Below are 18,639 nucleotides of genomic sequence, written 5' to 3'. Positions count from 1 at the left end.
AGGACTGATTATTCATGCCTCACCGTGACTATGATCCCCGTTACAGCAACGCGAATGACGAGACGGAGATTTTCCCTAGCAGTTATTCCGACCGTTTTTCGGGCCGTGCCAACTCTGGCTATCAGGATGGTTATTACTCTGATCCCCGCGAGCGCCAGGAGCAGCATCAGACACAGCAGTATGCGCGTTATCAGGACTATCAGCAGGTGTCGAACCAATCATCGGTGCCGCAGCAGTCGCGCTCACAGGAGGTTTCTCCGTCTGTGAGTGATCAGTTTGATATTCCGAAATTTATTGGTTCTGTTGTCGCGGTTGCCGCTGTGGCGTCGATTACCGCGTATGTGGTGGCGTGGATCCTTGAGCTTGTCATGGAGCGGATCGCCACGTATGTGGACTGGGCTTATCCTCCTATTGATCGCACCTACTACGCGATTTTCGCTGCGGTGGTGGCTCTTTTGGCGGCGTTGCTCTGGTGGGTTCTCAATATTGGAACGACGCTTCCGTCGCTGTTTTACAGTTGGATCGTTGGGGTTCTACTGGTCGCGGCAGTTGTTCTTCCGTTATTGTTGACGACACCGTTGTACAACGGTGTCGTCGAGTCCCTCATGAATCTGGTTGTCGGGCTTCCGGTGGTGTATCTTATTGCGCCAATCGGAAATTCAGCGGTCCGAAGGTAGTAACCTTACTGGCCAGCGATCTTGCCGCCCAGCCAACGCGGAAACCGCTCTAATGGCCCGCGCCCACAAAATGCCATCCACGCATTAGCACCGGCAATGGAACCCATGACTAAGGTCCAATAGAGGAGGTTGGAGGAGATCCTCCCTCCTGGGCCGACGGCGGCGAATACGACGATGACGTGGGCGGTGTAAATCGTTAACGGCATGGCTCCTGTTACCGCGAGTGGGATAAACCAGCGGCGTGCCCGTGTCACCACAAGCTGGCATAGGCCCACAATGATGAGTGCGCATCCGCCTGATCCGATGAATTCTGCGGCTCCCCCGCTATGTGGTGTGGAACTCACCACGGAATCTTTAATGGATTTTCCGAATTCTTGTGCGCTGCCAAGGGACTCTCGGTACTGACCCCACTTGCTCACGATTCCTGGTGCCGGCGTCCCTTCTTCGGGTTTTTCAGGTGAGGGATCCAGTTTCTGGTTGCCGTTAGGCTGCTGTTGTTTCTTTTGTTTCAGTTGTGAGATGAGCTGCGCCAATTTTGATGTGGATCCGCTTTGTCGATCGCCGTGGTTCATCCCGGCACCGGTGGGACCATCAGTATTGCCAATGGTTGTTCCCACACCGTATCCCACGGTACTTGCGCATACCCCGACTGCGACCATGCCGGCGAGGACACGAGTGTTTGTTAGGTTGAGCCGGCCAATGGCCATTCCGAGGAGAAGAATTCCCCAGAAGGTGGGGAGTGAGTATGCCACGCCCAATACAAGGTCAGTTGCCGTACTCATGGTTGATTGTGGCACCAGGTAGTCAATGACTGCGAGGACCGATGGGCCCACTAGGCCCAAAGTCAGGCCAGTAGCCACGAGAGTTCGTGTCTTCGCCCAGACAAAGGGCAGTGATACGAAGTACAAGACGCCGTAGAACGTCAAGATGACTGCGATGCCGGTGCCGAGGAGTTCCAAGAGCAACCCGACGAAGAAGATGGCGAGGGCGCGCCCGATGAGTTGTAGTCTGGTTATTCGTGCAGCGTCGGGTGTTGCTGGGCGTGTGCCTCGCCCTGTCATCAAACTCAGTGATACACCGGCGAGGAGCGCGAAGAGAATGGAGGGGCGTCCATGAACAAGAGCTGGGTAGGTTGATGGGTGTGTGATGTCTACGGCCGGGGGGCCGGAAGCCACGTGGGCTGCGACCATCCCGAAAATCGCCAAGGCACGGGCAACATCAATTCCCGGGAGCCTCGGGGGCTGAACGCTCGCTGTCAGCCGTTCGACGGGGCGAATAGATTCTGTCATGCGGGGAAGGCTAACCCGGTAGCCCCCTCAACCGAAAATATGTTTAGCCATCCTTAGAAAGGGTCGAGTGGGCCTCCGCTGCCTGGAGACAATCGGCCGGGCGGCGCCGAACCTTTTATGAGGGAACATTCCGGCTAGTCGTCACTGTTGTTCCCTCCGCCGGCTGATTCAATTCGTTGTCGCTCATGTGGGAGCACAATATCTATACGGATCGGTAGCCCTTACGGTCACGGGAGAGCCCCATGCACCCATGTATCGATCAGTTATCCTCCCACAGACAATTGCGGTGAAAGTACTGACCGCTCCCCCTTTTTTTAGCACCCTCCATACGGCGGGCTTCTTCCTTACTAAACCACTGAGCCACGCGAACTTCCTCTGCCACCAGCGCTCGAAAGACTCCACTCCACCACCGGACATGGAAGGCGCAACGGTCGACTCATATTTACGTTATCCAACGGCTGATTGGGACACGATACGGTGATTCTTAACCAAAAATGCAACTGAAAGGAGAATAATAGATCCAACAAATACATCGGTTACAGACTGAATACCAAACCATGAAATGGATATACCAGCAAGAAGCGCGGGAACACTAATGCCGGCATACTCAATAAGAAAGCATGTCGACATGCTTTCTGCGACTGCATCCGGCGCCACTGAACGCTGCGCCAATGCTGTGGAGACCATAAAAGTAACTCCAAAACCAAGGCCAACAACACATGCACTTAAAAAGAAAATATAAACTCCTTTCGTGCGCATTGAAACATCAATAAGAATCATACTGGCTATTAAAATTGACAGCCCAGCTCCAAATAATCTGCTATTTTTGTTTTTTGGATAATGCGATTAAAATCTGGACAAGACCACCGAAAGCCCTCCTGCCTCCTGGTAAGCAACATAGAGCGGAGACGGAGTACCGGATGCAGCCATCGAAATAAACGCAGTGGCAGTAACCGCAGAGAATCCCAAAATTGGCTTATTCGAGAATAGACTTAACTCTTTCATTGGATACTGATCTCCATAGGCGTATGAACACTCATATCTGCGACACCAGCGGCCTACGAGCACACTGAATTTTTCCATGGCCCCTCCGCTATACATATCTGGAGGCCCTTATTACCGCGGCACGGTAATAAGGGCCTCCACCGTCTGTTTGGTGCCCCAGAGAGGAATCGAACCTCCGACACCGGCTTTAGGAGAGCCGTGCTCTATCCACTGAGCTACTAGGGCAAAACACTACAACACACCACATTCCTACTGGTCACATGGTTTTTGACAGCCATATTCTTGATCATCCAATGGAACGAATGCAAGAACAAGGATAGCCGACCGGTGTGGAAAGCAGGAAACCCGCCCCCTACTATTCCCGTCCACCCTTGGGCTGTAGTACGGCGGCAATGAGTGGAAACAACAGGACAGTGACCGCACCACCAGCGACTAACAGCGACGCAGCCGACGCATCCAACAACTTTGCGTGTCTCGCCACCTCCGTCACCGCAACAATGATTGGCAAACCCGTGGCCGCGTAACAGCCAAGCTGGAGTTTCTGTTTCGTGGTGGTGAGCTTAGATCCCGTCGTCATAAACATGTCCCGCGCAAACACCGGAAGGCCGCGGGCTACCAAAATGCCCCCCACCACAGCAAACAACATCCCTAGGTTGGCACCCACAGTCTCAACATCAATGCTGATACCCGAACAAACGAAGAATACTGGGATGAAGAATCCATACCCCACCACATCCAAACGCTCTTCGATAAGTCCACGAGCACGATCAGGCACGAGTCCGCGCAACACGATACCCGCAGCGAAAGCACCTAAAACAACATCAAGATCGAACACGGCAGCTACCGTCATCAAAATGGCCAACATCAGCACAACCATGCGAACAATCGACTGATTAGTCGCTGACGCACCGTCGATAATGGCACGCCCGACCCATGGCACAACTGCGGCCACGGTACGCGGCACAATCGCCACCATCGCCGCGATCGCGAAAAACGCAACCAAAATAAGGAACGTCACACCGGTCGACCGTGCGGACAACAACAAGGCAATAGCCATAATCGGCATCAATTCGCCAATAGCGCCATGAAGCATGACAGACTTCCCAACATCCGTCCGGAGAAGGCCCGATTGCTTCAAAATTGGCAACAAGGTACCCAAAGCTGTCGAGGTCACCGCGATGGCAAACGTGACCGCAGTCATCGCGTTATCTCCCCCCAGGAAAATCAATGCTCCAGCAAAGGCCAATGCTAAACACATCAGCCAGGTCACCACCGCGTTCGCCCCCTCTTTGCTACGCAACGAATCCGTATCCATTTCATAGCCAGCCAAAAGGAATAACATTCCCAACCCCAGTTGACGCAAAATTGAAATTCCCGAATCAATATCCGCGGCGCCCCACACGCTTGGGCCAATCACCACGCCACATGCGATCAGGAAAACAACCGACGGAATACGTTTTCCCGTCATAAAAGACAAGATCGGTGCCAACAATGCCACAGCCAAAATAGCGGTCAACGAGATCATGGTGTCTGTATTTGCCTGGCCGGCAGCCAGCACCGTCTGCGAGACCGCCATTGCGTTGTCGGCTGCATGGACTGGAATCATGGCCCACAAGCATACTGTGTGGATCATCACGAATCTACTACAACAAACGGGATACTATTTTTCCCACACTCTGGCATCCCCGCGTGTGAGATGGCTCATCCACCACGATATTTCGATCGCCACACATCCACACACGCCGACGATGACGGCGTGAGACATCAAGCCCAGATTCGTTGGATCTAACAGCAGAACATGAGCAATCCAAGGTATAGAAAAAATGAGAACGTACGCGCACCCAGACACGACCAAGAGCATGATTTTCCACAGTTGATATGGACGGGCCACCACAACAAGCACCCACAGTGCCATGATGATCATCACTGCCAAGGTTGCAGTCGATGCTTGCGACCGCGTGCTACTCCCCTGCATCACCCAGGCCCAGAAACCCACCGTCACCGCACCAATAAGCACACCGGATGGAACAGCCACCATGAGAACACGGCGCGCGAAACCCGATCTCGCCCGTTCATGGTTTGGTGCGAGCGATAAAATAAACGCTGGAATGCCAATGGTGAACCAACCAGTCATCGTCACGTGAATTGGCTGGAACGGATAGCTCATACCGAAAACGCCGACTACGAGCGCCAACAGGACGGAATAGACTGTCTTTGTTAAGAAAAGATTGGCGACACGCTCAATGTTGCCAATCACCCTCCTCCCCTCTGCAACGACGTGCGGCAACGTTGCGAACGAGTTATTCAATAGCACGAGTTGGGCCACGGATCGGGTCGCAGGCGACCCGGCGCCCATCGCAATGCCGGTGTCAGCGTCTTTGAGTGCCAACACATCATTGACTCCGTCGCCCGTCATGGCCACCGTGTGATTATTGCGTTGCAGAGCTCCGACCATCGCGCGTTTCTGTTCTGGGGTCACGCGGCCGAAGACGGTTGATTCTTCGACAACACTGTCAAATCCTGCCTGATCAGTGTCGACGTCCGGAAGGTCGCGGGCGTCAATGGTGGTAGCGTTGTTAATACCAACAGATGCGGCAACCGCCCCGACCGATTCGGCATTATCCCCGGAAATGACTTTGACATGCATTTTTTCTTGATCAAAGTAGGCGATTGTTTCTGGGGCATCATCCCGGACTTTCTGTTCCAACACAATTAGTCCACGTGGTGTGAGGTCGTCATCACCAGGTTTTTTCGGTGTCGCCGTAATGTCGTTCACATTCTTCGATGTCTGTGCGAGCAGCAGGACCCGTAGTCCCTCTCGCCCCACAGCGTCGGCAACGCGAGCAGCGTCAGAGCCCGGCATAGCAATGATATCGGGTGCACCTATGATCCAGGTAGCGTCGCCGAAGGTCGCACCAGACCACTTCCGTGCCGAGGAAAACGCCTTCGTGTCGGTCGGCACCATCTTGTCAGGATCACACTCTGCATCGGGATCAAGGTGTTTGATTCCTTCGGCAATGGCCTCTGAGGTGTCATTTTTATCGTTATCCGCTGTTACTAATGCTGCCAAGGCGCGTAGCGCGTCGCGATCTGCTCGAACCCATCCTTCATCAGTTTCAGACAAGCGCGCCGGTGCTGGCCCGTCCGATGATGGTCTCCTTGTTGTCTCCTCGTTGGTGTCACCGTCGCCATTTCTGGACTCTTCGGTGCTGGCTGCGGTTCGGTGGGCCGTATCCAGCTCCAGCACGTCATTGAGCACCATGGTGTTCTCCGTCAGTGTCCCTGTCTTATCGGTGCAGACGACGTCGACACGGGCGAGGCCTTCGATAGCGGGGAGTTCGTTGACCAATGCCTTAAACTTCCCCAACCGGACAACTCCGACGGCGAACGCGATCGATGTCATCAGGACTAGGCCTTCGGGAACCATGGGGACGAGAGCTGCAACCATGGCCAGGACGGCATCGTGAAGTGAATCCCCCGAGCGGAACAGTTGAGTCCAGATTGTGAGTATTCCGGTCGGGATTAACAACCATGTAATGATTCGGAGGATGTTGTTGATCCCGGTCATGAGCTCAGAATCAGCAAGCTCGAACTTGTTCGCGGCGGCAGTGAGCTTTCCGGCATATGAATCTGCTCCGACTTTTGTTGCCTGGTATAGTCCATGTCCGGCTTGCACAAATGACCCCGAGAAAACCTCGTCACCTGGTGTTTTCTCGACGGGATCGGATTCTCCAGTCAACATTGATTCGTCGATATCCACATGCTCGGAGTCGACGACAACCCCATCCACGATGACCTGGACCCCGGATTTGAGGACGATGAGGTCATCCACAACAATCTCATCACGGGAAATCTCGCGGTCTTCTCCATCTCGACGGACCGTGGGACGCGCCTCACCGACGATGGTGAGTGTGTCTAGGGTTCGCTTCGCGCGAAGTTCCTGGATGATGCCGATGGCAGAGTTCACAATGATCAGTAACCCGAACATCGCGTTGATGAATGAGCCCGTCGCCACCACAATGGCGAGAAGGACACCCAACATCGCATTGATACGGGTAAAAACATTAGCCTTGATAATTGACCAGGTAGAACGCCCGGATCGATCAGGCAGCGCGTTGCCCTTCCCCTCCCGACGTCGCTCCTCAACCTGCTGTGAGGTCAACCCAACCAAGGGGTCCGTGCGATATTCACGGGTATCCTCGACAGCAGGGTTCCATGACGTCTGAGTGTCGGACTGTTGTTGGGGCATGTGCTCATTGTAGAGAAACACTCACTACACACATCGCCGCGTCACACTGTTCTACTCAAAATTCGCCGTACTGGGGTCCGGGCCGATTCGCCCATCCTCGCGGTCGAGTGCCGTCACTGACTCGACTTCCGCATCGGTTAATGAGAAGTCAAAGATGTCCACGTTGGACTGAACATGATCCCGCGACTTAGACCGCGTCAATACCGACAAGCCGAGGTCGAGATGCCAGCGTAATACAATTTGTGCTGGAGTTTTCCCGTATTTGCTCGCTAACTCCTGAATAACTGGTTCATCGAAGTACGCACCGCGAGCCAACGGGGACCATGATTCCGTCAACATAGAGTGCTGGTCATCATAGGAACGCATGGCCTGCTGCGAAAAACCTGGATGAAGCTCAATCTGGTTGATCGTCGGCATCGCACTACTCTCTGCCACAAGGTCATCCAACACTTCTGGGTAAAAGTTACACACCGCGACCGATCGGACACGGCCCCGGTTCTTCAGCTCAGTCATGGCGCGAAATGACTCGTTGTACTGGTTTTTCTCAGGGCAGGGCCAGTGGATGAAGTAGATGTCGATATAGTCGAGGCCGAGCTTATTCACGCTGGTATTGAAGGCATCGATGGCTGATCTATAGCCTTGGTCTGCATTCCACAGCTTAGTGGAGACTGTGAGTTCCTCGCGGGTAATTTCTCCCTCGGTGATCGCATCGCGGATAGCTTTACCGGTTGATTCCTCGTTCTTGTAGATCATTGCGGTATCGATACGCCGGAACCCAGCGGAAATCGCGGTGCGCACTGAGGCATATGCCTCATCCTCGGAGAGCTCCCATGTGCCAAAGCCCAGTCGTGGGATGATCATTCCGTCACTTAAGGTGGCAGTCGGGCCTCCAATGGGTGGTGGCGTGTGTCCAGTCAACATATCATTAGCCATGCGATCCATTGAACACGGAACACACTTCCCTCGCAGAAGGCCTGGTCACAGACACACCCCCGTCGCCAGCTTGACCAGCTACGCTTGGAACAATGGCATCAGATTCAGACACGTCCCCCACGTCGCCATCCGGCTCATCTACCACCAACCCACCAGCAGCCTTCACGCCAGATACTTATCCCCCGCATCTGTCCGCCTACGAACTCATCGACGATGTTCTCGATCCCGACTCATGGACCAGCTGGGACACCCCACCCGAATATGGTGACATTCCCGATCATTACATAGCAACGCTAGCTCACGCACGTGAAAAATCTGGCGTCGATGAAGCCGTTGTTACCGGTGAGGGAACGATCAATGGGTACCGCGTCGCCGTGATAGCCTCAGAGTTTTCTTTCCTCGGTGGCTCCCTCGGCGCAGCGACGTCCCGACGAATTATCAATTCCATCCACCGTGCCACCGCCGAACGGCTACCCCTTCTCATTTCGCCCGCCTCAGGTGGAACACGGATGCAAGAGGGGTCATCGGCCTTCGTTCTCGTAATTTCAATTACCGCGGCGATCAACAGACATAAAGACCATCATCTTCCCTACCTGGTGTACTTGAGACATCCCACAACAGGTGGCGCCATGGCGTCATGGGGTGCGGCAGGACACCTCACGTTCGCACAGCCTGGTGCCACAGTGGGTTTTCTTGGACCGCGTGTTGTCGAACTGACAACAGGCACCCCGCTGACTCCGGGTGTGCAGACCAGTGAACACCTCTCTCATCATGGAGTTATTGATGGGGTAATCCACCCCGCCGGTCTTCGCGATCGCGTCACCAAACTTTTTGATGTTCTCATTCAGCCCGACCAGATGCGTGAAGCGTGCGAACCAGCGTCGTTATCGGGCACCGTGATGTCTGCGTGGGATGCTGTCACACGAACCCGCAACCCACAGAGAACCGGAACCGCAGATCTTGTCAATGTCTTGTCTGACCAGTGGATTCCACTATCAGGTAGTGGCGATGGCCGAACCTCTGATGCCGTGATTGTTGGAGTGACGCGGATCAGTGGCCAATCTTTGGTGCTCGTTGGCATGGATCGTAGGGCGCAAAAACCCTTGGGGGGAACTCCGCTGGGTACGGAAGCAATGCGGTGTGCGCGACGCGGAGTGATGTTGGCGCGCGAGTTAGACATTCCGTTGGTCAGCATTATCGATACGCCTGGTGGTGAAGTGTCCGACCATGCGGAACAAACCGGAATGGCATGGTCCATTGGCCGAACTCTGACCGAGGTTGTGAATCTTGATGTGCCAACAGTATCAGTGATTATCGGTCAAGGATGCGGTGGTGCTGCATTGTCATTGGTGCCTGCCGATCAGGTGTTGGCGTGTGAGGACGCATGGTTGGCGCCTCTTCCCCCGGAGGGCGCGAGCGCGGTCATTCACCGCGATGTCGGTCATGCAGCAGAAATGATCGAGAGTCAGTCAGTGACAGCGGGCCAACTCTACGATCGTGGCATTATTGATCGGATTATCCCGGCGTTGGGCACGAGCGACGCGGACGCCGACAGCACTACCGTTATCGAGGCCATCGCACATGCTCTGTGGGAGGTGAAAATTACCTCCACGGTGCGATGTGGGCGCGAGCAGCGCCGTGCCCACTATGAGAGGCTCGCTGCATTGTTGTAGCCAGCAGCGATATATTTCTTCTGCAGCCTCGGTTCACACCGTGTATGTCTGCTTCCTTGTTGCCAATGACGGCTCATGCGGGTCGATGACAGCACTGCCCGCCCACTGGTGGGTATTATTTAACGTCAACGAGGTCGATGACGAAGACGAGGGTGCGACCGCCAAGCGGGTGACCGGTGCCAGCGGGGCCGTAGGCCAGCTCTGGGGGGATGGTGAGCTTGCGGCGTCCACCGACGCGCATGCCGGGGATTCCTTCTTGCCACCCGGCGATCAGGCCAGTGAGGGGGAAGGTGATGGTTTGCCCCCGATCCCATGAGGAATCAAATTCTTCGCCAGTTTCAAAGTCCACCCCAACGTAATGGACCTCCACCTCGGCGCCACCTTGTGCTTCGGGACCGTCACCGACGGTGATGTCGTCGATGAGGAGTTCTTTCGGCGCAGGACCAGACTGAACTTCAATCGTTGGCTTGCTCATGGGTTTTTCTCCTTTGGTTGGAGGCTCACTATGTGCAGGGTAGTTGAACGCACAATGAGCCAAGTTCGGCTCACCACACTAGCTGGTGGTGGCGGACTTGGCTCACAGTGGGGGTGCTTGGCGGGGCCTATTCAATGAGTTCTAGCGCTCGTTGCGTGGAATGACGTGGCGCTCAGTGTAGCCGGTGTAGACCTGGCGGGGGCGGTTGATTCGTGAGGTTTTGTCGTTGACGAGCTCCAAGTGTTGGGCGATCCATCCTGGCAGGCGGCCCATTCCGAACAGGACAGTGAAGAAGTCTGTCGGGAAGCCCATTGCTCTGTAGATGAGACCGGTATAGAAGTCGACGTTCGGGTACAGCTTACGGTCGATGAAGTAGTCGTCTTTGAGAGCAATCTGCTCAAGGTTGACGGCGATCTCCAGGAGGTCATCGTTGATGCCGAGATGGTTGAGGACACGGTCGGCAATCTTCTTGACGATCGCCGCCCGCGGATCGTAGCTCTTGTAGACGCGGTGGCCAAAGCCCATCAGCTTCACGCCATCTTCCTTGTTCTTCACTTTGTTCATGAACTCGGTGGCATCGCCACCGTTGTCCTTGATGGTCTGAAGCATTTCCAAAACAGCTTGGTTGGCGCCACCATGGAGCGGGCCAGACAGGGCGTTAAAGCCCGCTGCGATGGAAACGAACATGTTGGCTTGAGCAGAAGACACCATGCGCACGGTGGATGTGGAGCAGTTCTGCTCGTGATCGGCATGAAGAATGAGGAGCTGGTCAAGTGCCTTTGTGAGGATGGGGTCAACCTCGTAGTCTTCGGTCGGATAGCCGAACATCATGCGTAGGAAGTTTTGGCGGGCGTTCAGGGAGTTATCCGGGTACATGAACGGCTGTCCACGGCGTGCACGGTGGGAGTAGGCAGCGAGGACCGGCACCTTCGCCATCAGGCGGTAGGTGTTGAGTTTCTGCATGGTCGGATCGAGTGGATCAAGGGAATCTTGATAATAGGTGGATAGGACGTTCAGTGCGGAGGCAATGACTGCCATCGGATGTGACGTGCGGGGGAAGATCGAGAAGTGATCTTTGAAATCTTCGTCAACCAGTGTGTGACGGCGAACACTGCGGTTAAATTCGTCGAGTTGCTCTTGGGTGGGAAGCTCGCCATTAATCAGGAGGTAAGAGACCTCATTGAAGGTTGCTTTTTCTGCGAGTTCCTCAATAGGGTACCCGCGGTAGCGTAGGATTCCGTTGGCGCCGTCAATATAGGTGATGTTAGAGAGCGTGGAGCCGGTGTTGACATAGCCGGGATCGAGGGTGACGTAGCCGGTTTCCTGGAGTAGCTTACCCAGGGCGATGCCGTCGTTTCCGTTAGTGGCTTTGATGATCGGCATGTCATAGCTGCCTCCAGGGTAGGTAAGTACAGCCTTATCCTTGGCCTCTGCAGCATTGTTGTTAGCCATGTTTTCCCTTTCTCCGAGAGCAGTGGTTATGCCGTGCGGAACTGACGCTCACTCATACACTCCCCGCGCTCGCACATCATAGAGGGCAGATTCCCAGTTGACAGCCGCGTTCATCGGCGCGGGTTGCGCACCTTTCCAGCGCGACCACCATATGACGATGACGCCCCATCTCTGAAGGCCAGAGCAGAACCGCACGCGCGGGACGACAGCAGACACACCCTGTTAATGGTATGTCACACAGTGTAACAAAGGCTGTGACGTGGGTGACACACCCCAGGGAACCGACATAAATCCACCCTCTTTTGGGGCCACACTACGTCGGTACGTCCGCAACCACTCACATCATCATTATTTTTATGGTCGAGTAGAACCCACCATTCCCACATTCCCTACATGAGGAGACCACGCCGAATCACCATGACACACACCACCGACTCCCCCACACCGCATGAGGCGCCCCGTATTCCCAACGAACTCCTCCCCACCGACGGACGCTTTGGGTGCGGACCATCTAAAATCCGCCCCGAGCAGATTGACGCCATCAGCGCCGCTGCCCTGACTACGATGGGAACATCTCACCGTCAACCAGGCGTCAAGAACATCGTCGCCTCTATTCAAGATGGTTTGACATCACTCTTTCACCTCCCTGATGGGTATGAAATAGTCACATCTCTCGGCGGGGCGACCGCCTTCTGGGATGCGGCAACGTTTGGGCTCATCGAGAATCGTTCTGCGCATCTGACGTATGGAGAATTTTCTGGGAAGTTTGCGTCAGCCGCCCAACGAGCACCATGGCTAGAGGCTCCCATTGTTTGTGACAGCGAGCCCGGGAGCGCCCCCAAGCCGTGTGAACTCAATAACGTTGACGCTGATGTCGTTGCCTGGGCACACAACGAAACGTCCACCGGCGCCATGGTTCCAGTCGAACGCCCCTCCAGTGATGCACTCGTCCTCATCGACGCCACCTCAGGAGCTGGCGGCTTACCCGTCGATGTTAGCAACGCAGACGCCTACTATTTTTCTCCCCAGAAGTGCTTCGCATCAGATGGAGGCCTGTGGTTCGCCGCGATGAGTCCCGCAGCATTAGATCGAATTGAACAGATTTCCCGCTCTGGTCGCTTTATTCCTGCATTCCTCAATCTGCAGACAGCTGTTGATAATTCGCGAAAGAATCAGACATATAACACGCCAGCGGTCGCCACGCTCATCATGATGGATGCGCAAGTACAGTGGATGAATAACTCCGGTGGATTAGAGGAAATGGTTCGTCGCACCTCAGCGTCGTCACGTGTAATTTACAACTGGGCTGACAAACGTTCGGAAACTCAACCGTTTGTCAGTGATCCTGAAAATCGATCGCTTGTTGTGGCAACAATTGATATTGATGACGGAATCGATGCAGCGCAGATAGCTGCGATTCTGCGTGCTCATGGCGTGGTAGACACCGAACCGTACCGTAAGCTCGGTCGAAACCAGCTGCGTATTGGTACTTTTCCAGCTATCGACACTGGTGATGTGGAAAAGCTTGTGTCTGCTCTTGATTACATTTTTGACAATGAATTAGCAACCAAGAACTAGTTTTACTCATGCGCTTTGTCGACGCGCAAACAGTGTTTTTCTCAGCTATGCACGCTCCGTCCAGCGCGTATCCACCGTCATTTGATTAATCCAGCTAAGGTAAGGGGTGATCTAAGAAACAGGGTCGGAATGAAAGTACAATGTGGTCGACCAGGAGGTAGTAATGCAGACACTGTCCCTCATACCTGAGGAATGCACAGACGACTACCTGGTCTTTACGGTGGCGCATTCACAGAATGACGACCATCAATTAGCTGAGCTTTCCGAAACAACACCGCGTTTCACACTCCCCCTCACCAGCGACCTCCCCCGCACGCTCCAACGCTTACTACCCGATATACCCGACGGTGACTACCCAGCCATCAACGATGACACCCCCACCCAGAGTGAGAAAACTCCTCCCTTCCTGAACACCGTAATCGAGGCGGAGGTCGTCGATGCGGACATCACGGAACGGGACCACGATAAAAATAGTGCCACTACTGAATCCACCGGCACGGAAAACAACGGCGCCGACCGCGGAGACGTCCCCCCTGCAGAACCCCCAGCTCACAACACCCCACCCCCTGACGATGACAACTCTCCAGGCCTCGATACAGATGAGCCTGCTCTCACCCTCACTCCCCGCGAGATACAAACACGGATACGCGGTGGCGAATCAATCCACGATCTAGCTCGCGATTCTGGCATGCCGGAATACAAAATCGAACCATTCGCTCATCCAATCCTCGCAGAACGTGAGCGCATGACAGCCATTGCTCGTCAATCCCACCCGGTTCGTCAAGACGGCCCATCTACACTCACTCTCGACGATGTTGTGGCCACAGCGTTCACCGCGCGCAGCATGAACCTCACAGATGCATCGTGGAATGCCTACCGCGATGACTCCCGACTCTGGATTATCACCCTGACCTGGACATCCGAGCTCTCTGAGATCACCGCTGAATGGAGTTACCACACTGACGGACGCTCAACCACGACAGTCGCGCGCAACGAAGCCGCTACCGACCTTGTCGACCCAGATTTCGGACGCCCCTCACCGGGCCGTGACCGTCCTCACACTGGATCAAACAACGAACCTAGCGCGTCCCCATATGGACCGTCACCTCAGAAGGAGTCCGCTTCCCCACTCCACGGATTACACACTGAAGGCGACCCCGACTTCGCTTATAACGACACCACCAATGCGCCACATGCTCCTACCACCCCATCGAACAACAACGACCGCACGTCGACGAGCATACCGGCCAGGGCCAGCCTCGCCAGCGAATCTCACCCACCCCACACCAGTCCACGAACAGCGCGCGGACGACGAACGCGGCGCCGCAAAGCGCGGATGGAAATCATCGGCCTTGACGAACACCGAACCCGACGCGGTGACCCCACATCCGCTGGCAACAGCACACCGGGCACGGACACATCAGAACACAGCGAAACCGCATCTGCCGTCGATGATGCGACCATCAGTGGGAACCCAGATCGGCACGATTCGGTAGCTCAAGGCGGACCTGTATGTCCGTCAGCCGCTGACTCAGGTGTCCAGAATCCTGATAACGGATCACGGCCACGGCGTCGTCGGAAAGCTGTCACTCCCCACTGGGAAGATGTCTTGCTTGGCGTACGAACAAACCGCTCAGAACCACCCCGCAATCGAGGGCACCACAGCCGCGATCATGACTAAGCTAGGACCACCCGCCCGCAAGTAGGCCCACCTGCGGAGAAGTGTAACTGTGACTCAGATGGAGGGATGACATGGCTCACGTACCAGATTCAGCTGGATCGGCTTCTAACCACGATTTCACAACACACGTGTCAAGCCCACGTGAGAAGTATCCGTTTCCTTCCGCCACCGTCACTATTTGGTGTGTGTCCACAAACAACCCGGAACGCGCCTTCCCCAGCGATCCCATACCTGACCGGGGTTTTGGCAGGAAACTCCTTGCCCAGCTGAACCCGCAGTGGCCCGTCACTCACATGGGAGATTTCCCTCTGAACCGGTCGACGTCTGCTGGGCCCGGTGAAATATACATCGGCGGCTTCGATGGTGTGGCTGTTCTTCAGTATGTTCCCGCATCGTTTCCTGGGTACGAGTTTGATGTGGCCTGCCTTTCTACTTTGCCATTGAAGCTGGTTGAGCCTATTCCGGCAACTGACATTTATGCGTTTGCCGCTGACGAACACAGCCCACTCGGTGGGTTTGCGCATTGGCATGAGGGCACGTTGGTGCGTTCCTTCTGCTCTAACCGGGTCACCATTTTTGAGGATTCTGGTCTACCAGAATCGTTCGAGAGCCCTTTTTGGGCTGGTGAACGAAACCACGGTACGCATCAGCCGCTTGAACTTCCTTTCCTTCCGGCGGAACTTGCTCGAGATGCGCTTCAGTCCTGGCTTGGGTTCTCACTGTCCCCAACATCGAGGGATGTTCCTGTTGCGGCATTCGCTGTTGATGGTCGCCCTGCATCGCGTTTACCGCGTGACCTGTCCGCCGAGTCATCCTCCCGACGTGGCCGTCAGACGCCCCCACGGCATGGCGAATCCGCCACTCACCATGCCCAAGGGGTGGCGTCCGTGGAACAGGAGTCGCGTCACTTCCACGACCATGAGTGGATTAGTGAACACCGTTCCGATGATTATGAGGCTGACTATGACGACTACGCCCATGTTCCACCGTTCTCGGTGCGGGAATGGGCTGACATTGACCGCTCTGATGTGGCTGCGTTCATGAAACGTGCTGCCGTTGTCGTGGGGAATGCGGCTCGTCGTGGTGGCCGTGTGGTGGCCTCGTTTCCTCACGCGATCGGTGATCGTGTTCGCGCTCGCGCTCGTAAAAGTGGGCGACGGACTCCACGCCGCTAGCCCGAGTCGCCCATGAACGATGCACATTACCGCGACCGTTCGTAGAATCCCATCGCTGCTGCCGTGGCCACGTTGAGTGAATCTGTTCCTGGTGCCATGGGGATGCGCGCCCTCACATCTGTTGCCCGCATAGCGTGTTCGGTTAATCCTGGACCTTCAGCGCCCACCAGGAGTGCGACTTTCTCTGCTCCATCGAGGGCGTCAGAAAGCATGCGTGCATCAGCGGACGGGGTGAGTGCCACACAACGGTATCCGCGCTGCTGAAGAGCCACTAATCCACGCTGCCAGGTGGAACGATTTCCGTCGAAGTACGCAAAGGGGACGCGCAAAACATGCCCCATCGACACACGGACGACGCGGCGATACAGGGGATCGGCACAGCCCGCTCCGAACAGTACTGCATCGACGCCTAGCGCTGCAGCATTGCGGAATACGGCGCCGATGTTTTCGTGGTCACCCACACCCTCAAGCACAGCGATTGTTCCGCTGATCTGCTGTTGTACAGCACTGGGTTGGCCATCATAATTGTCGTGGTTGTTTCGGGCACTGTTGGCGTCAAGGGAGTCGAGAATGTCTTCGACGGATGGGGCCTGAACGCGATCTGCTGAGGCCAACAAGCCACGGTGCATGTCAAAACCCACCACGTCCGCCATGACTTCCCGGGTCACGCACAGCATGGGAATTTTGTTCTGTGCAAGTATTGCCGTTAGGGCGCGGTCAGTACAGAGAGACCGGAGTTTCGCTTCGGTTCCCATGATGGCGCGCGCCGGGTAGCGTGAGCGGATCAGGCGTGGTACTACCAGCAAACCTTCAGCAATGATCAGTCCTTTTCCGCCGGGCATATCGGGGCGTTTGTCGGAGTGGTTGAGGTTGCGGAAGTCATCGAGACGTGGATCGGATGCGGTGCTAATGGGTTCAATTCTGAGGGCGTCCATGGTCTGGTGGGGAGGGTGGTTCATTTAGCTCACCGCGTCCCGGATGGGGTTAATCCCGAAGTACACGATGAACAGAATTGCGACGATCCACATCAGTGGATGTATTTTCTTCGTCCGTCCCGCCGCGGTCTCCATCACGACGTAGGTGATGAAGCCGATGCCGACGCCGTTGGCGATGGAATATGTGAAGGGCATGACAACGATGGTTAGGAATGCGGGAAGGGCTGTTGTGAAGTGGGAGAAGTCGATCTCGCGAATTTGCCCTACCATCAACGCTCCCACGATGACTAGCACTGGAGCAGCAGCTTCTGTAGGGACAATTTCGTAGAGTGGGGTGAGGAACATGGCGGCGAGGAACAACACTCCGGTGACGACGTTGGCCATGCCCGTGCGGGCGCCGTCGGCGATTCCGGCTGCGGAGTCTACAAATACCGTATTCGATGAGGATGACAGTGTTCCGCCGACAATGGCGCCTGTTCCTTCAACAACCAACGCCTGCTTCATGTTGGGTAGGACGCCGTTGTCGTCGGCTAGTCCGGCTTGTTTGCCGAGCCCGGTCATGGTTCCCATGGCGTCAAAGAAGTTGGCTAGTACAAGGGTGAAAATGAGCAGTGTCGCGGTGAGAGCCCCGACTTTGCTGAATGCGCCGACGAGGTCAACGTTGCCGACCAAGGACAAATCTGGCATCCCTGCCCATGAGTGCGGGATCCTCGGCACGGCAAGGTTCCATCCTGTGGGGCGGGGTTTCCCGTTCTCGACGGATGGTCCGGGGTTGGCCATAGCGTCCACGATCATCGCGATGATTGTGGTGCTCACAATGCCGATGAATAATCCGCCGCGAATGTTTCGCGCGACCAGGACACCGCAGATGAGGAGGCCAACGAGGAAGACCGCCGTCGGCCAGGATGCAATAGATCCATCTGTGCCCAATTGCACTGGGACGGTCGTGTGGGCTGAGTCCGGGATGCGGCGAACAAAGCCGCCGTCGACGAATCCGATAATGGCGATAAATAGACCGATGCCGACGGTCATTGCTGTCTTCATTGGTGCTGGGATGGCGTTAAACACGGCTACGCGGAATCCGGTGACGGCAAGGAGAACAATGATGATGCCGTCGATAACAATGAGGCCCATTGCCTGTGGCCAGGTGAGTCCTTCCGTTGACACGAGTGTTACCGCAACGAGTGTGTTGATTCCGAGGCCGGTCGCGATGCCGAATGGGTACCTCGCAATGAGTCCGAAGGAGATGGTCATTACTCCCGCTGCCAAGGCTGTCACAGCGGCGACGCGGGGAATGCCCAGTTGTGTTCCCGTGTGGTCTGGCACTGTCCCGAGAATGAGCGGGTTCAGAAGCACGATGTAGGCCATTGCGAAAAAAGTCACGATACCTGCACGAACTTCAGTACCAATTGTTGATCCGCGATCGGTGATTTGGAAGTAGTTGTCGAATGCGGAGAGTTTTTTCTTTGTCGGAGCCGTTGTGGCGTCCGTAGGGGACGTGTTGTTGGGCATCGGAG

General features: G+C 55.5%; 15 protein-coding genes and 1 tRNA gene. 5 read left to right on the top strand and 11 right to left on the bottom strand.

Annotation, left to right across the window (positions count from 1 at the left end):
• Window positions 1-14: 14 nt before the first annotated feature.
• Window positions 15-677 (top strand): hypothetical protein, encoded by a 663-nt coding sequence (locus V5S80_RS04010; protein WP_395169491.1) that lies wholly within the window; start codon window positions 15-17, stop codon window positions 675-677.
• Between the two features lie 5 nt (window positions 678-682).
• On the opposite strand, the gene V5S80_RS04005 is transcribed toward V5S80_RS04010, so the two are convergent.
• The 7 genes from V5S80_RS04005 to V5S80_RS03975 all read right to left on the bottom strand — a co-directional run bounded on the left by V5S80_RS04005 (window position 683) and on the right by V5S80_RS03975 (window position 8,153).
• Window positions 683-1,966, bottom strand: coding sequence for a heparan-alpha-glucosaminide N-acetyltransferase domain-containing protein (locus tag V5S80_RS04005; protein WP_395169490.1), 1,284 nt, complete (start codon window positions 1,964-1,966; stop codon window positions 683-685).
• A gap of 447 nt (window positions 1,967-2,413) precedes the next feature.
• Entirely contained in the window at window positions 2,414-2,746 is a 333-nt protein-coding gene (locus V5S80_RS04000) for a hypothetical protein (protein ID WP_395169489.1), read from the bottom strand.
• Between the two features lie 66 nt (window positions 2,747-2,812).
• Complete coding sequence (locus V5S80_RS03995) at window positions 2,813-2,971, bottom strand: hypothetical protein (protein WP_395169488.1); 159 nt, start codon at window positions 2,969-2,971, stop codon at window positions 2,813-2,815.
• 149 nt (window positions 2,972-3,120) lie between these two features.
• Window positions 3,121-3,196: transfer RNA gene (locus tag V5S80_RS03990), tRNA-Arg, on the bottom strand.
• A gap of 130 nt (window positions 3,197-3,326) precedes the next feature.
• Window positions 3,327-4,547, bottom strand: a complete 1,221-nt coding sequence (locus tag V5S80_RS03985; RefSeq protein WP_395169677.1) for a cation:proton antiporter — start codon at window positions 4,545-4,547, stop codon at window positions 3,327-3,329.
• Between the two features lie 84 nt (window positions 4,548-4,631).
• A complete protein-coding gene (locus V5S80_RS03980) occupies window positions 4,632-7,220 on the bottom strand; it encodes an HAD-IC family P-type ATPase (RefSeq protein WP_395169487.1) in 2,589 nt (862 codons plus the stop codon).
• A 51-nt stretch (window positions 7,221-7,271) separates the two neighbouring features.
• Window positions 7,272-8,153, bottom strand: coding sequence for an aldo/keto reductase (locus V5S80_RS03975; RefSeq protein WP_395169486.1), 882 nt, complete (start codon window positions 8,151-8,153; stop codon window positions 7,272-7,274).
• Window positions 8,154-8,245: 92 nt separating this feature from the next.
• On the opposite strand from V5S80_RS03975, the gene V5S80_RS03970 reads away from it, so the two are divergent.
• Complete coding sequence (locus V5S80_RS03970; RefSeq protein WP_395169485.1) at window positions 8,246-9,826, top strand: carboxyl transferase domain-containing protein; 1,581 nt, start codon at window positions 8,246-8,248, stop codon at window positions 9,824-9,826.
• Window positions 9,827-9,941: 115 nt separating this feature from the next.
• Here V5S80_RS03970 and V5S80_RS03965 read toward each other — a convergent pair whose 3' ends face one another.
• On the bottom strand, window positions 9,942-10,301 hold the full coding sequence (locus V5S80_RS03965) for an FKBP-type peptidyl-prolyl cis-trans isomerase (RefSeq protein WP_395169484.1): 360 nt from the start codon (window positions 10,299-10,301) through the stop codon (window positions 9,942-9,944).
• Window positions 10,302-10,442: 141 nt separating this feature from the next.
• Window positions 10,443-11,753 carry a citrate synthase gene (locus V5S80_RS03960; protein ID WP_395169483.1) on the bottom strand — a complete coding sequence of 437 codons (1,311 nt, stop codon included), beginning with the start codon at window positions 11,751-11,753 and terminating at the stop codon, window positions 10,443-10,445.
• Between the two features lie 417 nt (window positions 11,754-12,170).
• Between V5S80_RS03960 and serC the strand changes: the two genes are divergently transcribed.
• The 3 genes from serC to V5S80_RS03945 all read left to right on the top strand — a co-directional run bounded on the left by serC (window position 12,171) and on the right by V5S80_RS03945 (window position 16,187).
• On the top strand, window positions 12,171-13,331 hold the full coding sequence (gene serC, locus V5S80_RS03955; RefSeq protein ID WP_395169676.1) for a phosphoserine transaminase: 1,161 nt from the start codon (window positions 12,171-12,173) through the stop codon (window positions 13,329-13,331).
• A gap of 163 nt (window positions 13,332-13,494) precedes the next feature.
• The gene (sepH, locus tag V5S80_RS03950; RefSeq protein WP_395169482.1) at window positions 13,495-15,012 is read left to right on the top strand and encodes a septation protein SepH; all 1,518 of its coding nucleotides are present in this window, start codon (window positions 13,495-13,497) and stop codon (window positions 15,010-15,012) included.
• Between the two features lie 71 nt (window positions 15,013-15,083).
• Window positions 15,084-16,187 carry a DUF6928 family protein gene (locus tag V5S80_RS03945; RefSeq protein WP_395169481.1) on the top strand — a complete coding sequence of 368 codons (1,104 nt, stop codon included), beginning with the start codon at window positions 15,084-15,086 and terminating at the stop codon, window positions 16,185-16,187.
• A 26-nt stretch (window positions 16,188-16,213) separates the two neighbouring features.
• Here the strand turns inward: V5S80_RS03945 and V5S80_RS03940 are convergent, their stop codons facing one another.
• On the bottom strand, window positions 16,214-17,146 hold the full coding sequence (locus tag V5S80_RS03940; RefSeq protein ID WP_395169480.1) for a TrmH family RNA methyltransferase: 933 nt from the start codon (window positions 17,144-17,146) through the stop codon (window positions 16,214-16,216).
• Window positions 17,147-18,634: an NCS2 family permease gene (locus V5S80_RS03935; RefSeq protein WP_395169479.1), complete on the bottom strand. Its 1,488-nt coding sequence runs from the start codon at window positions 18,632-18,634 to the stop codon at window positions 17,147-17,149.
• Window positions 18,635-18,639: the final 5 nt, after the last annotated feature.

Source organism: Corynebacterium sp. PCR 32 (assembly GCF_037464985.1).
GTDB lineage: Bacteria > Actinomycetota > Actinomycetes > Mycobacteriales > Mycobacteriaceae > Corynebacterium > Corynebacterium kroppenstedtii_D.
This window is presented reverse-complemented; position numbering and strand designations above follow the sequence as displayed.